This is a genomic window from Exiguobacterium sp. s7 (assembly GCF_018618195.1).
GTDB classification, from domain to species: domain Bacteria; phylum Bacillota; class Bacilli; order Exiguobacteriales; family Exiguobacteriaceae; genus Exiguobacterium; species Exiguobacterium mexicanum_A.
Map to the genome: position 1 here is coordinate 446,449 of NZ_JACSLO010000001.1, position 13,742 is coordinate 460,190.

The 13,742-nt window shown below is 52.4% G+C and carries 13 protein-coding genes; 11 read left to right on the forward strand and 2 right to left on the reverse strand.

Annotation, left to right across the window (positions count from 1 at the left end):
- Positions 1 to 126 precede the first annotated feature (126 nt).
- From KNP79_RS02290 to KNP79_RS02330, 9 genes are all read left to right on the forward strand, one after another.
- Entirely contained in the window at positions 127 to 1,329 is a 1,203-nt protein-coding gene (locus tag KNP79_RS02290) for a zinc-binding metallopeptidase family protein (RefSeq protein ID WP_034777462.1), read from the forward strand.
- An 87-nt stretch (positions 1,330 to 1,416) separates the two neighbouring features.
- Positions 1,417 to 2,328, forward strand: coding sequence for an alpha/beta hydrolase (locus KNP79_RS02295; RefSeq protein ID WP_215191095.1), 912 nt, complete (start codon positions 1,417 to 1,419; stop codon positions 2,326 to 2,328).
- Between the two features lie 139 nt (positions 2,329 to 2,467).
- A complete protein-coding gene (locus KNP79_RS02300; protein ID WP_034777464.1) occupies positions 2,468 to 3,214 on the forward strand; it encodes a DeoR/GlpR family DNA-binding transcription regulator in 747 nt (248 codons plus the stop codon).
- Complete coding sequence (pfkB, locus tag KNP79_RS02305) at positions 3,211 to 4,140, forward strand: 1-phosphofructokinase (RefSeq protein ID WP_215191102.1); 930 nt, start codon at positions 3,211 to 3,213, stop codon at positions 4,138 to 4,140. The genes KNP79_RS02300 and pfkB overlap by 4 nt, the downstream gene beginning before the upstream one ends.
- A complete protein-coding gene (locus KNP79_RS02310) occupies positions 4,137 to 6,044 on the forward strand; it encodes a PTS fructose transporter subunit IIABC (protein WP_215191103.1) in 1,908 nt (635 codons plus the stop codon). Before pfkB ends, KNP79_RS02310 begins: the two co-directional genes overlap by 4 nt.
- A 133-nt stretch (positions 6,045 to 6,177) precedes the next feature.
- A complete protein-coding gene (locus KNP79_RS02315; RefSeq protein WP_034777467.1) occupies positions 6,178 to 6,699 on the forward strand; it encodes a GNAT family N-acetyltransferase in 522 nt (173 codons plus the stop codon).
- Positions 6,700 to 6,897: 198 nt separating this feature from the next.
- Positions 6,898 to 7,290 (forward strand): hypothetical protein, encoded by a 393-nt coding sequence (locus tag KNP79_RS02320; protein WP_215191106.1) that lies wholly within the window; start codon positions 6,898 to 6,900, stop codon positions 7,288 to 7,290.
- Positions 7,291 to 7,376: 86 nt separating this feature from the next.
- Positions 7,377 to 7,844: an SRPBCC domain-containing protein gene (locus KNP79_RS02325; protein WP_034777469.1), complete on the forward strand. Its 468-nt coding sequence runs from the start codon at positions 7,377 to 7,379 to the stop codon at positions 7,842 to 7,844.
- Between the two features lie 171 nt (positions 7,845 to 8,015).
- Positions 8,016 to 9,995 carry a methyl-accepting chemotaxis protein gene (locus KNP79_RS02330; RefSeq protein ID WP_215191108.1) on the forward strand — a complete coding sequence of 660 codons (1,980 nt, stop codon included), beginning with the start codon at positions 8,016 to 8,018 and terminating at the stop codon, positions 9,993 to 9,995.
- Positions 9,996 to 10,039: 44 nt separating this feature from the next.
- Here the strand turns inward: KNP79_RS02330 and KNP79_RS02335 are convergent, their stop codons facing one another.
- Together KNP79_RS02335 and cls are read right to left on the reverse strand one after the other, a co-directional pair.
- Complete coding sequence (locus tag KNP79_RS02335) at positions 10,040 to 10,921, reverse strand: sensor domain-containing diguanylate cyclase (protein WP_052090103.1); 882 nt, start codon at positions 10,919 to 10,921, stop codon at positions 10,040 to 10,042.
- 257 nt (positions 10,922 to 11,178) lie between these two features.
- On the reverse strand, positions 11,179 to 12,636 hold the full coding sequence (gene cls / locus KNP79_RS02340) for a cardiolipin synthase (protein WP_215191110.1): 1,458 nt from the start codon (positions 12,634 to 12,636) through the stop codon (positions 11,179 to 11,181).
- Positions 12,637 to 12,730: 94 nt separating this feature from the next.
- Between cls and KNP79_RS02345 the strand changes: the two genes are divergently transcribed.
- Together KNP79_RS02345 and KNP79_RS02350 are read left to right on the forward strand one after the other, a co-directional pair.
- The gene (locus tag KNP79_RS02345; protein ID WP_215190138.1) at positions 12,731 to 13,156 is read left to right on the forward strand and encodes an OsmC family protein; all 426 of its coding nucleotides are present in this window, start codon (positions 12,731 to 12,733) and stop codon (positions 13,154 to 13,156) included.
- A gap of 79 nt (positions 13,157 to 13,235) precedes the next feature.
- The gene (locus KNP79_RS02350) at positions 13,236 to 13,724 is read left to right on the forward strand and encodes a GNAT family N-acetyltransferase (RefSeq protein ID WP_215191112.1); all 489 of its coding nucleotides are present in this window, start codon (positions 13,236 to 13,238) and stop codon (positions 13,722 to 13,724) included.
- Positions 13,725 to 13,742: the final 18 nt, after the last annotated feature.

Consider the following 13,742-nt stretch of genomic DNA (forward strand, 5'->3'; position numbering starts at 1 on the left):
TAAACGGTTTCCCTCCTAAGAGGGAGGCCGTTTTTTCTTGAAAAATAAATATACAATTGTCAGATCACTTAATATAATAGGATAATACAACCATTTATTGGTGAGTTTTTTTATGGAGATACGTAGATGACCATTATGTACAGCCTACTGTCGGCACTATTTACTATTTTTCTTTATTTCAATCCGGCCTCGGCAACAAGTCCTTATGAGACGGCTGAATATTTTGCTTCATACGATCGGGTCGCAGAAAGCCATGAAAATGTCGAACTGTTCGAGTCGTTAGGTATCGGTGTTTCTGACGAGACTTCAGTCGATATGAAACGTGAGATTCATTACGCTCCGCTCAACACGAATTGGCCGACTATAACGATTGATGATGAATTTTACGATGGGTACGCGACAATTCCATTTGAAGAGACAATTGAAGGGGAACTGCTTCATTTGGAATGGGATGCCCCGATACCTGATGTGGCTGGAAGAGTCATCGTCCTACCGACGACCGACGTATCTTATGAAGCAATGGAAGATGCGTATGAAATCGATTATTACGGAGAAGTCCTTAATGACGAGGCAGCGAATCGCTATCTTACAAAATTAGCCGAAGCGAATGCGGCAGGTTATCTCATTACGCCACACCCGGATGCTCCGGAAGAATATGGATTCGCTTACGTTTCAGCTGCACTTCGCTTGAATGGGGCCGGGGTCGACCGAATAACAGCCGAGTCTTTCCAAGACGGTCAAACGGTTGCGATTGAGCCGTTCACAGACGAAATTCCTTACGTAGAGTTTACGCAACCTGGCACGACTGACAAAGAAGTGATTGTCATGGCCCGACTTGAGGGAAGCTGGTATGGCGATCACGCTCTCACTGGGTTAGGTGGTGCATCCGTGCTCTACCATACGCTTCAAGCGATGGATGACGTAGAGACGGATGCAACGGTCCGCTACGTTTTCTTGAATGGAACTGGGGATGGATACGAATCAAGTACGCACTATTTGCAGATGCTTCAAGATCGAGGTACGACGCCGCGTGTCATCATGTTACTTGATATACTTGGTACAGGGGAGACGAATCGATTCTTCAAAACAAGTGGGATGACGACATATCCGTTTATGGAGGGGATTGGTTTTGGCCCTGTCGAAGTGAAGAGTCTAGGCGTATCAATCTTAGATGAGTACAAGCAAGCCGGGTTCCCAGTCATCTCCGTCAATGATTCTGTCACAGCCCATAACGACGTTTATACAGATAAAGACACAATCAGTCGTCTTTCTGACGAGGCGATGCGTGATCACGTTAAATGGCTCAGCGAGTGGTTAACTCTCCAATAAGAAGTAAGACCGTCACATATGGGGCGGTCTATTCTTTTACTCGAAACGGATCCATTACTTCGGTATGATGAAAGGGGAGGCGATACGATGGAACGACAACTGAATGTGACAACGAATTATGGACAACTGGCCGGTACGTGGATGACCCACGGCGAGCCCCGAAAGACGATCGTCCTGCTCAGCGGGAGCGGGCCGAGCGACCGGGACGGCAATTTGGGACCATCCCAATTCGGCACATATAAAAAGCTGGCCGAGGCGCTCTTTGAGATGGGTGTCAACGTCTACCGCTATGACAAACAAGGCATCGGTGCATCGGACGGTGATTTCAATAAAGTCGGGCTGCACGATTTGGTGACAGATGCGATCACCGTCGTCAACGCCATCAAACAGGAGCCGGACGCAGGGGATATGTATGTGCTCGGTCACAGCGAAGGGGCCGTCATCGCCCCGGCTGTTCAGCTCGAGACGAATGCGGCCGGGCTGATCCTTCTCGCCGGATTCAACGATTCCTCGAAGAAGATGTTCTTGCTGCAAGCCGACGCACTCGCAACTGAAGTCGGTTCGGTGAAAGGACTCAAGGGCGTGTTCTATCGATTGACCGGCGTCCCGAAGAAGATTCGCCAGCGCCAAGACGATTTACTCGAACGGTCGCTGCGGACGAACGTCGCCGCCTTCAAGTACCGCGGCCAAGTCGTGAACGCCAAATGGATTCGCGAGCATGCCTCGTACGACGTCCGCGAACGGCTCGAACATGTGCGTGTTCCCGTGCTCGCTCTCACCGGTGATCGCGACGTCCAAGTCCCGCCGGAACATGTCCACTCGATTCGGACCAAAGGGGACGTCGACAGCCACATCATCCACGACATGAACCACTTGCTCGTTGAACGGACGAGTCCGCACGCGTTGCTCACGTTGCATAAGGAATATCGGGACGCCATTGAGGCGCCGCTACACCCCGAACTCATCCGCCGATTGAACGATTGGTTGATGAAACGATAACGAACTGTCAAAAACGGTCACTAAGTGACCGTTTTTTATGTTATAATTGTGACGACGTAAAAAAAGATGAATGTTTTTGAATGTTTATGATTGTTTTTTAAATGAAAACGCTTTATATTAGAGCTACGGAGGGAATACGATGTTAACGAAACAACGACATCAACTGATTTTGCAACGTCTGTCGGAGCAAAAGATCGTCAAATTGAAAGAATTGGTCGAGTTGACGGCATCGTCGGAGTCGACGATTCGCCGGGATTTGACCGACCTTGAAGCCGAAGGTTATCTCGAACGGGTTCATGGCGGTGCAACGCTCGTGGCCCGCTACGAAGAAGAGCCGACGTTCGAGGAGAAACGAGATCAACACGTCGATGAAAAAGTCGCGATCGCACGGAAGGCCGCGACATTCATCGAAGACGGGATGTCCGTCTATCTCGATGCCGGGACGACGACGCAAGCGATGGTTCCTTTCTTAAACGGAAAAGACGTCATCGTCGTGACAAACAGTTTACCGATCGCCAACGACTTGTTCGACCTCGATATTAAAACGTTCGTGATCGGCGGCGAGTTGAAACGTTCGACACAAGCGCTCGTCGGTTATAATGCTCGCGAGAGCATGATGAACTATCGAGTCGACCTCGCATTTCTCGGAATTAACGGCGTAGACTTAGAAGCCGGGTACACGACCCCGGACCCGGAAGAGGCACTCGTCAAAAAGACAGCGATCGACTTGGCCCGTGAGGCGTATATTTTGGCGGACGATTCAAAATTCGGGAAACGTTCGTTCAGCCGTGTGGCATCACTCGATGCAGCCACACTCGTCACATTTGGTGACACGCCATACATCAGCTCGATCCAATCAATCACAAAGGTGGTGAACGCCCAATGATTTACACATTAACCCTCAATCCCTCAATCGATTACTACGTCACTCTCCCTGAAGTCGTCCTCGGAGAAGTCAACCGAATTCAAGAGACGACACAGCGTGCCGGCGGAAAAGGAATCAACGTCGCGTTCGTCTTACGCGAATACGATGTCGACACGGTCGCGTTAGGATTCGTCGGCGGTACGACTGGAGACTTCATCAAGAAGGCGTTGACGGACAAAGGCGTCCAAACCGATTTCGTCGAAGTCGACGGACAAACGCGGATCAACGTCAAGATCCGGGCGCAAGAAGAAACGGAATTGAACGCAAGTGGTCCCGTCATCTCGGGCACGGAACTTGAACAGTTGACGCGTCAATTCGATCACGTCCAACCGGGCGACATCGTCGTGCTCGCTGGAAGCATCCCGGGCAATCTGCCGGATACGCTCTACCGGACGCTCGCTGAGACGGTCCGCGCGAACGGTGCCGAGTTCGTCGTCGATACGACGAAGGAAGCGATGCTCGAAGTGCTCGCACTCAAACCGCTTATGATCAAACCGAACCACCATGAACTCGGTGAACTGTTCGATACAGACATCGAGACGTTTGAACAGGCGCTCCCATACGCGGAGCAGTTGGTCGAACGCGGTGCTCAAAACGTGATCGTCTCGTTCGCCGGTGATGGTGCCATGCTCGTCAACGCTTCAGGCGCTTATACGGCGAATACACCGAGCGGTAAACTTGTCAACTCGGTCGGCGCAGGCGATTCACTCGTCGCCGGATTCGTCGCCAACATTCTAGACCACGACGCAACCGAGGCGTTCCGCTATGCGGTCACGACCGGCAGCGCGTCTGCATATACGTTCGGGCTGTGCACAAAACAAGACGTGGACCGCTTGGTCGGCGAAGTCAGCGTCACCCCACTATCTCGATTGGAGGAAACAACATGAACATCACGGATCTTCTTAAAAAAGACACGATTCAACTGAATCTCCGCAGCCGTTCGAAAGCCGAAGTCATCGAAGAACTCGTCGACGTGCTCGACCGCGCCGGCAAACTATCGGACCGCAACGGCTATCGCGACGCCATTCTCGCACGTGAGGCACAAAGCACGACTGGACTCGGTGAAGGGATTGCCATCCCGCACGCGAAGACGAAAGCCGTCAAACAACCGGCCATCGCTTTCGGACGCTCGGAAGGCATTGATTACGAGGCACTCGACGGCCAAGACAGCCGCTTGTTCTTCATGATCGCAGCCGGAGAACACGCCAATAACGAACACTTGGAAACACTTTCGAAATTATCCGTCTTCCTTATGGACCCAGCTTTCCAAGAACGTCTCTATGCGGCCACGTCAGAAGATGACGTCATCCGGGCCATCGAAGAAAAAGAAGCAGCCGAGGCGGCTCCTGTCGCTTCGAAACCGGTTCAAGCTGATGCTCCTTACATCCTTGCCGTCACGGCGTGTCCAACAGGTATCGCCCACACGTACATGGCCGCCGACAGCTTGAAGCAAAAAGCAGACGCGATGGGCGTCGACATCAAAGTCGAGACGAACGGATCGACTGGCGTCAAAAACGAATTGACAGCAGCCGATATCGCGAAAGCGACTGCCATCATCGTCGCAGCCGACAAAGCCGTCGAAATGGATCGTTTTGCTGGCAAACATGTCATCGAAGTCCCGGTCGCCCAAGGCATCCGGAAGCCGGAAGAGTTGATCAACCGGGCCGTGAAACAAGATGGACCGGTCTATCAAGCGACTGGTAAATCAGGTCAGCAAAAAGAACAGCGCACCGGTATCTACAAGCACTTGATGAGCGGTGTATCTGCGATGCTTCCTCTCGTCGTGGCTGGTGGTCTCTTGATCGCCCTCAGCTTCTTCTGGGGCATCAACTCCGCCAACCCGGATGACCCGTCGTACAACGAATTCGCCGCCCAACTTATGACGATTGGTGGCGCAGCGTTCGGCTTCCTCGTCCCGATTCTTGCTGGTTTCATCGCGATGTCAATCGCCGACCGCCCAGGTCTCGCACCAGGTCTCGTCGCCGGAGCACTCGCCAGTCAAGGGAACGCCGGATTCCTCGGTGGACTCATCGCCGGTTTCCTCGCTGGTTATGTCGTCCTCGTCTTGAAGAAAGCGCTCGCGAAATTGCCAGCCACACTTGAAGGAATCAAGCCAGTCCTGTTGTACCCGTTACTCGGTTCATTCATCTCTGGGATGATCATGCTTCTCGTCGTCAACGAACCAATCGCCGCACTCATGTCTTGGTTGATGGAGACACTTAACGGTATGAGTGGCGCGAACGCCATCTTGCTTGGTGTCATCGTAGGTGGAATGATGGCCGTCGATATGGGCGGTCCGATTAACAAGACAGCCTACGTCTTCGGTACAGCAGCACTCACTGCCGGTAACCAAGAAGTCATGGCAGCCGTCATGGCCGGTGGGATGGTACCACCGCTTCTCGTCGCACTCGCATCGACAGTGTTCGCTCGTCAAAAGTTCTCGAAACAAGAACGTGAAGCCGGGAAGACAGCATATATCATGGGTGCCTCGTTCATCACGGAAGCAGCCATCCCGTTTGCAGCGGCCGACCCGATTCGGGTATTACCGTCAGCGATTCTCGGATCTGCGATTGCAGGTGGGTTGTCAGCCTTCTTCGCGATCCAATTGCCAGCGCCGCACGGTGGAATCTTCGTCTTCCCACTCCTTGAAGGAGCTGGAAACGTCGTCATGAGCATGGGACTTTACGCCCTCGCGATTCTCGCCGGAGCCTTGATTGGAGCACTCCTCCTCTCATTCTTGAAAAAACCATTGACGGAGACGCAAGCTACAACAACGCGTAACGTCGCTTGACCAGTACGACCGTAGGATTTCCTACGGTCGTTTTTTGTCAAATGATTGTCAGTCAAATCTGGAAGAAGTCTGATTTCGATTGGGTGATTTGTGGTAAAATACTTGTAAAACTTACGCTAAGGAGGGGGTACGGATGCTCATACGGAAAGCCGAGCCAAAAGACGCTTACGGGATTGCGCGGGTGAGGGTGAACGGATGGCGCACAACCTATCGAGGAATTGTGCCGGCCGACTTTCTCTTGAAGCTCGGTTCGAACGCGATCGAGTGGTCTGAAAAGGTCCGCAGCGCCCTCGCAAAACGAGAAGTCGAAGGGTTTGTCGCCATCGTCGAAGAGGAAATCGTCGGGTTCGTTCTTTACGGGGAAGAACGGACGGGCGAATATCCGGACCATCCGAATGAGATTTATGCAATTTACATTCTAGAGGACCATCAGCGTAACGGGATTGGTTCGCTATTGCTGGAGCGAGCGATTCAAGCGATGTCGAATCACGGGCTCATCATTTGGGCGCTCGAATTGAACCCTTACCGCACGTTCTATGAGCAACGTGACGGGCAAGTCATCGATGCGAAAGAGCGCTTGTTCGGGGAACTTGCCCTCCGTGAAGTCGCCTACGGATGGACAAAAGGGAATCACGACGCGATTGTCGGCGCATAATCGGACACGACTCTACTGTCGTGTCCTTTTTTTAGACTACACACAAAACAAAGGAACAGGCTAGGTGACTATGTGAACATCTATAGCATAACCAAATATCATCCTGAAACGAGAGGAAAAATTGACGAGTGGACGGAAATCACGGACATCCTCCGAACGTTTGACGGTGTCGTCTTCATGTTGGAGGAATATCTCCGCGTGGAATCGAATTACGTTGAAGCGATTGAGCGAATCATGAGTTATTTAGGAGTGAAGACATTGACTGTCTCCTATCTTGAACGACGTGATTATGCGTATCGCCCCTCTTCGAAAAGCGCCTTCAATGCGCTTTATCCGATCCGGATGAGAGATCTTCGTAAAAAAGTGAGGCCAGGGAAGGCACTGTCACGAGACCAAATCCCGAACATGCTTCGACTCATGTTAAGGAATGCGCTTTACGCTGAGTTAGAGTCTAAAGTGAATGAGTCAGACGAAGAGTATAGGTTCAAAGTGTTCTTTGGATACGACTATATGATGGGCGTCCATTCGGTAATAGATTTATCCCCGCTTCGAGACGAATTGTTGTGCATGGATATGTATCTTGAGAGTTGATTTGGCGAAGAAATTTAAGAAGAAATTTAAAAGGAAGTTCCGCACGACTGACTGTACTGTAGCACGCGCTAAAGGAGTGATCCGATATGAATCGACGCATCGATACAGCCGTGGCATGGATTGAGGCAACTCCAGAACGGATCTATCATGCATTTCTCAACTCTGATGAGCTCGTCGAGTGGCTTCCACCGAAAGGGATGTCGGCTCGTGCGACCGTGTTCGAGCCATGGGTCGGCGGCACGTATCAGCTCGTCCTCACGTATGAAGAAGCCGATCTCATCTCCGGCAAAACGACGGACCGGACCGATGTGTCGAACGGACGCTTTTTGGACCTCGTCCCCGGTCTCAAGATTGTGCAGGTGGGTACATTCGAGTCAGCAGACCCGGCCTTTGCTGGTGAAATGATTCAGACGTGGTATTTGGAGGCGCTCGATGGAGGGACACGCGTCACAATCGTTTGTGAGAACGTGCCGCCGGGCATCCGGAAACAAGATCATGATGTCGGACTTCGCTCCACACTCGACAATCTGGCCCGCTATTTGACCAACGACTGAGTCCGTTTGTTTGCCTCGTGCAAGCAGACGGTCTTTTTGTGTATGAAAAGGGTTTCAGTAACGAAAAATAGAAAAAGGTGATGTTTTTTTGTCTAGGGTGTCAACATCCTCTTCCAACTGTCCGATACAAAGGTTAACATAACGAGTTTTCTCGGGAATGGGAGATGTTTTATGAGACGAAAGCACGACCGTACGATCACCATTAAACAAAAATTGATTACGATGTCGTTGGTGCTATTATTGATCCCTTCTTTATTGATTGGATTTGTCGCCTACAATCAGGCGAAACAAAAGATCACCGAACAAATCATGCAGTCGGCCCACGCGGGCGTGGAGCGGATGAATGATGAAATCACCAACTTGATTGAACCGATCCAACGCGATGTTGCGTTCTTTGCCGGACGAATTGATTCGTCCCTCTATGAGTCGGGGGCAGAGAACCTTGACTTGGAAGAGAAGTTTCTTGAGTATTTGGAGACGCATCCGAACGTGACGAATATCTACTACGCCTCGACGGGAGGGGAGATGACGATTTATCCGGCGCAAGAGTTACCGGATGATTACGACCCACGGACTCGTCCATGGTATGAGGCGGCCGAAGCGGCCGGTGGGAACGTCGTTGTAACGGACCCGTACGTCGATGCGGCCTCGAACAAGATGATGGTCACGCTGTCTCAGACAGGGACGGACGGTCGCGGGGTCATCGCGGTTGACGTCGAGGTCGACGATATCGCAGCCGTCGCGGCGAGCATTCAAATCGGGAAAGAAGGCTACGTGACGATTCTTGATGCGTTGCAACAGTTCGTCACCCATCCGACGATGGCAGCCGGAGAGAAGGCAGAAGGCAAGTGGATTGAACCGCTCTATTCGGGAGAAGCGGGCCGCTTTGCTTATGAGTTTGAGAATGAAGGCAAACAGATGGACTTCATGACAAACGAGTTGACGGGGTGGAAGATTGCCGGGACGTTGTATGATGAGGAAATCACAGATGAGACGTCTGGAATCTTATGGACGACAGTCGGGGTGATCGGATTGATGCTCGTCTTGGCTGCCGGCCTGCTCTACGTCATCTTACGTTCGATTTTACGTCCATTGAATCGTTTGACCGTCGGAGCTGAACGGATTCAAGCCGGAGATTTGACCGAAGACATCGTCGTCGAATCGAATGACGAAGTTGGTCGTGTCGCCGCGAGTTTCAATGAGATGACGCGTTCTCTACGCGCTATCATTCAAAGTCTTGATCAATCGATCGGTCAAGTCGCCGCCTCGTCGCAGGAATTGATGGCCAACTCGGCTCAGAACACGGCCTCCTCGGAACAAATCGCTGGAGCGGTCCAACAGATGGCCGCCGGTGCGGATGATTCGAAACGTCAACTTGATGATAACGCCGTCTCGCTCCAAGCGATCACCGGCGGCATCATGCGCATCGCCGAGAGCTCGACGGATGTGTCCGAGCTGTCGCGCGAGACCGCGCTCGAGGCTGAGGACGGGACGACTGCCGTCACGGAAAACGTGGTCCAGATGCAAGCGATTGACTCGTCGGTCGAGACGTTCGGCAAAGTCATTCACTCGCTCGCCGAACGGTCGAACGAGATTGGCAATATCGTCGATGTCATCAACGGTATCGCGACCCAGACGAACTTGCTCGCCTTGAACGCCGCGATTGAAGCGGCACGGGCCGGCGAGAACGGGAAAGGCTTCGCCGTCGTTGCGAGCGAGGTCAGAAAGCTTGCCGAACAGTCACAACAGTCGACGAAACAGATTTCCGAGTTGATTGATAATATCAAACAAGAGACGGAACGTTCGGTCCAGTTGATGAAAGAAGTGTCGGCCCATACGAAAGCTGGGCTCGAGACGACGGAGAACACGGCCAAGCGTTTCCAGAAAATCATGACGCAAACGCAAGCGATGACGCCGCGCATCGAGGACGTGACGGCGACGGTTGAAGAGATCGCGGCGAACGTCGAGGAAGTATCGGCTGCGGCGACACAGATCGCCCATATCGCCGACGAGAACTCGGTCGCCTCGAAACAAGTGGCGGCGACGACCGAGGACCAACTCGGTTCGATGGAAGAAATCGCACAGTCCGCGAAGGCGCTCGCGGATATGGCGGAAGAGTTGCAGGAGCTTGTCTCACGCTTCAACGTATAAAAAAGAGGATGCTGCGGCATCCTCTTTTTGGTGGCATCAGTTAGTTAACGTTTACTCGATACTTGATTCCGGCCGCGGTTCTTGGCAATATACAGTGCCTCATCGGCGTCTTGAAGCGCCTGTTCGACCGTCTTCCCATCTTCAAGGGCGCTGACGCCGAACGAACAAGTGACGCGCGGGACGGGACCGAACGGCTCGGCGTTAATCTTTTGTCGGAGCTTATCGGCGAGTTGCACCCCGTCAGCAAGCGTTGACTGCGGGGCGACGATTAAAAATTCCTCACCACCCCAGCGGCCGATCGAGTCCGACTTGCGGATGTTGCGCCTGAGCAATTGGGCGATCGAACGTAAGACGAGGTCTCCGGTCGGATGGCCGAACGTATCGTTCACGAGTTTGAAATAGTCGATATCGAGCATGATGACGGCGGCGGGCGCCCTTGTGTCGAGCGTTTCCTGAGCCGTCGACGAGAGAACGTCCCCGACTTTCTTCCGGTTATACAGCTCTGTCAGCGGATCGAGCGAGGACAGGTGTTCCATGCGTTCTTCATAGCGACGTTGCTCGGTCGCGTCTTCTAAAATGCCGACGCCGCCATCGAGTTGTCCGTCCGCGGAAAAACTCGGAGACATCGTCGTTCGGATGAAGCGAGCCTGCCGTTCTGGTGCTTTATACCAGCCGGCCATGCGAATCGTCTCCCCGTTCAAGACGTTCCGAATGGCGCCTGAGAAGTCGAACGAAGAAGAGCTGCATCGCTCGAACATCACATTCGAGGTCGGAAGCATCCCGAGTAAATGAACGAATGATTCGTTATAGCTGACGATTTGCCCGTCACGATTGAAGGCGAACAGGCCAATCGGGAGCTGGTCCCATGAGGAAGGATCGGGTTTCGTGGTGTGAGTGTCATGATGAGTCCGTTCTTGATCAGCCATTGTATGACATATGCGTGAACGCATACTTCCTCCTTTCCTAGCCGAAGCGGTAGTGTAGGACGTTCGTACTGATACTTTATACCCTAATTTGGGAAGGAACTAGCGAGTATTCTTTTAAAAGATAGCAATTTTTAGAATATGACGAGAAATCGTCACAGCTTGGTGTGAGTGCATAGCTCTCGACTTCCGAACAGAAACATACCCCATCGCGTTGGCACATTTGGCCGATACGATGGGGTAGTTAGCGTAATCAGAACTTATAAGATTGGACTGAGCAATCGTGACACGCCTTCACGCATCCGGACGGTCCATTTCCGGGCCGCATAGTCGTCGACCGTGTATTTGCGGCTGACGGCGACGTCTGACTCGAACAGCGATGCGAGTTCGAGCGCGACCCGCTGATCATAAATGACGGCGTTCACTTCAAAGTTCAATCGGAAACTGCGGGCATCCAAGTTCGTCGTCCCGACGGTCGAAATCTCATCATCGACGACGAGCGTCTTGGCGTGTAGGAAGCCTTGCTCATACATATAGACGTTCGCCCCGTAGTCGAGCAATTCGCCGAGGAACGATAGCGACGCCCACATGACGAACGGGTGGTCGGGCTTCCCTGGAATCATGATGTCCATCTTGACGCCGGACAAAAGTGCCATCTTGCAGGCGTCCATGAAGCTCGTGTCCGGGATGAAGTAAGGCGTCTGGATGATGACGCGATGTTTCGCCGACATGATCATCTTGATCATCATGTTTTTCAAATGTTCCGTGTCGGAGTTCGGTCCGCTCGTCACGATTTGCATCGGCGACTTGTCCTTGATGTCGTGGCGTGCGAAACAGAATGAGTTCTCCGGGTCATGATGTTTGCTGCCTGAATAGTTCCAATCGAGAATGAATCGATGTTGCAAATGGTAGACGACGTCCCCTTCGACGCGGAGGTGCGTGTCACGCCAGTACCCGAACTTCTCGACCAGGCCGAGATACTCAGTGCCGACGTTGAAGCCTCCGACATAACCAATCTTGCCGTCGATGATGACGACTTTCCGGTGATTTCGGTTGTTTAACTTGAAGTTGATCAACCCGAGCGTCGGCGGGAAGAAGACGCGGACCTCGCCATCGTGGGCGATCAGCTCTTTGAAGTCTGAATCACGGAGGCTGCGCGATCCGACGGCATCATATAACAGCCGGACTTTGACGCCCGCCTTGGCGCGTTCGATCAGTTCGTGGATCAGCGCCTTGCCGAGCGCGTCCCGTTGAATGATGTAGTACTGGATGTTGATCTCGGTCTCGGCGCTTCGGATATCGTCCATGAGCGCTTTGAACTTCTGTTCTCCATCATGCATGATGGCAGATTTGTTGTGGACGCTAATCAAAGACTTTGAGGAGCGCAAGTTCATCTCGAGCAATTGCTCGTACTTTTCGAACACCGGTTGAGCCAAGGGGGTCTCTTTCCGGCGAATCTGTTCGATTTGACTCTCGACTTGAAGCGCGTGGAACGAGCGCTCTTCAACGCTCAAGTTAAAGAAGTTGTCCTTCTTCAACTGCCGGCCGAGGAAGAGATAGATGATGAATCCGAGAATCGGTAAAAAGAACAAGACGAGGAGCCACGCCCACGTCGCCCCGACATCGCGGCGCTCCGCAAAGATGACGGCTAACGCGAACAATAAATTCAAACCGAGGACGATATACAATCCCCAACTAATAATGACCGACCATTCCATGCGACCAACTCCTTAACGACAATTTCCTTACATAGATTAATAATACATCATTCAAGGGAATAGTAAGCTATCGAAACGTAAGGAGGAGACAAAGATGCATTTACAAGTGAATTGGAAACAAGGGATGGCGTTTCAGACGACGACGCCTTCGGGTCATAATGTGACGCTTGACGCCGGGGAAGACGTCGGTGGTCTCAATACGGGTCCGCGTCCGACCGAGATGCTCCTGCAGGCGACGGCCGCTTGTACGGGGATCGATATCGTCTCGATTCTTCATAAGATGCGGTTGCCGCTCGAGCGGTTCGAGATGGAAGTCGACGGGGTCCGGGCGACGGAACATCCAAAGAAGTTCACGGCCATCCACATCTTATACGTCCTCGATGGGGATATGCCCGAAGAACGGGTCCGCCGCGCCATCGAGTTGTCCGTCGATCGCTATTGTTCGGTGTCGCACAGTCTCAACGCGACGATGACGTACAGCTATCGTTTGAACGGCGGTGAGGTCGTCCCATTTACGTAATGTGAGCAGGATGGTTGAAAAGAGTCGAAACGGTCCGTTATATTTGTATTTCAAATACTGTAATACAAAGGAGGACGTTATGATTCGACTCGCGACGAAACGCGATGCCAAACACATCGCGGACCTAATCGAACAACGAGCCGTAGCGCTAAAACTACAAGGTAGCGATCAATGGGCGGAATATTTGGAGCAAGACCTCATAGACCGGGTGCAGACAGACATCACCTCGGGATATGTATATGTGTACGAGCAAGATGGAACGGTATTGGCCTCGATCGCCTTACTTCCGGCAGATGACTGGGACCATAGCTTATGGGAAGATGGCGAGCGCGGTCAATACATCCATCGAATCGTTGTTAGTGAACGGCTGAAAGGGCGAGGCGTCGGTCAACAACTGATGGAGCACGTCTTACGTGAAGCCGACACACAGGAGCCGGTCCGGCTTGATTGTGTGGCTGATAATGATTTCTTGAACAGTTATTATCCACGGTTTGGCTTCGTCTTCGTGGACTCACGGGACGGGTATAACACGTTTGAATACAGCATGGATGAGAGTGTCAGTGCATAAGGGGTCGATTGACTCCTT

Coding starts and splice junctions, on each gene's coding strand:
- KNP79_RS02315 (WP_034777467.1), top strand. CDS start 6,178: ATGCTCATACGGAAAGCCGAGCCAAAAGACGCTTACGGGATTGCGCGG.
- KNP79_RS02295 (WP_215191095.1), top strand. CDS start 1,417: ATGGAACGACAACTGAATGTGACAACGAATTATGGACAACTGGCCGGT.
- KNP79_RS02350 (WP_215191112.1), top strand. CDS start 13,236: ATGATTCGACTCGCGACGAAACGCGATGCCAAACACATCGCGGACCTA.
- KNP79_RS02290 (WP_034777462.1), top strand. CDS start 127: ATGACCATTATGTACAGCCTACTGTCGGCACTATTTACTATTTTTCTT.
- KNP79_RS02345 (WP_215190138.1), top strand. CDS start 12,731: ATGCATTTACAAGTGAATTGGAAACAAGGGATGGCGTTTCAGACGACG.
- KNP79_RS02335 (WP_052090103.1), bottom strand. CDS start 10,921: ATGGCTGATCAAGAACGGACTCATCATGACACTCACACCACGAAACCC.
- KNP79_RS02325 (WP_034777469.1), top strand. CDS start 7,377: ATGAATCGACGCATCGATACAGCCGTGGCATGGATTGAGGCAACTCCA.
- KNP79_RS02330 (WP_215191108.1), top strand. CDS start 8,016: ATGAGACGAAAGCACGACCGTACGATCACCATTAAACAAAAATTGATT.
- cls (WP_215191110.1), bottom strand. CDS start 12,636: ATGGAATGGTCGGTCATTATTAGTTGGGGATTGTATATCGTCCTCGGT.
- KNP79_RS02300 (WP_034777464.1), top strand. CDS start 2,468: ATGTTAACGAAACAACGACATCAACTGATTTTGCAACGTCTGTCGGAG.
- pfkB (WP_215191102.1), top strand. CDS start 3,211: ATGATTTACACATTAACCCTCAATCCCTCAATCGATTACTACGTCACT.
- KNP79_RS02310 (WP_215191103.1), top strand. CDS start 4,137: ATGAACATCACGGATCTTCTTAAAAAAGACACGATTCAACTGAATCTC.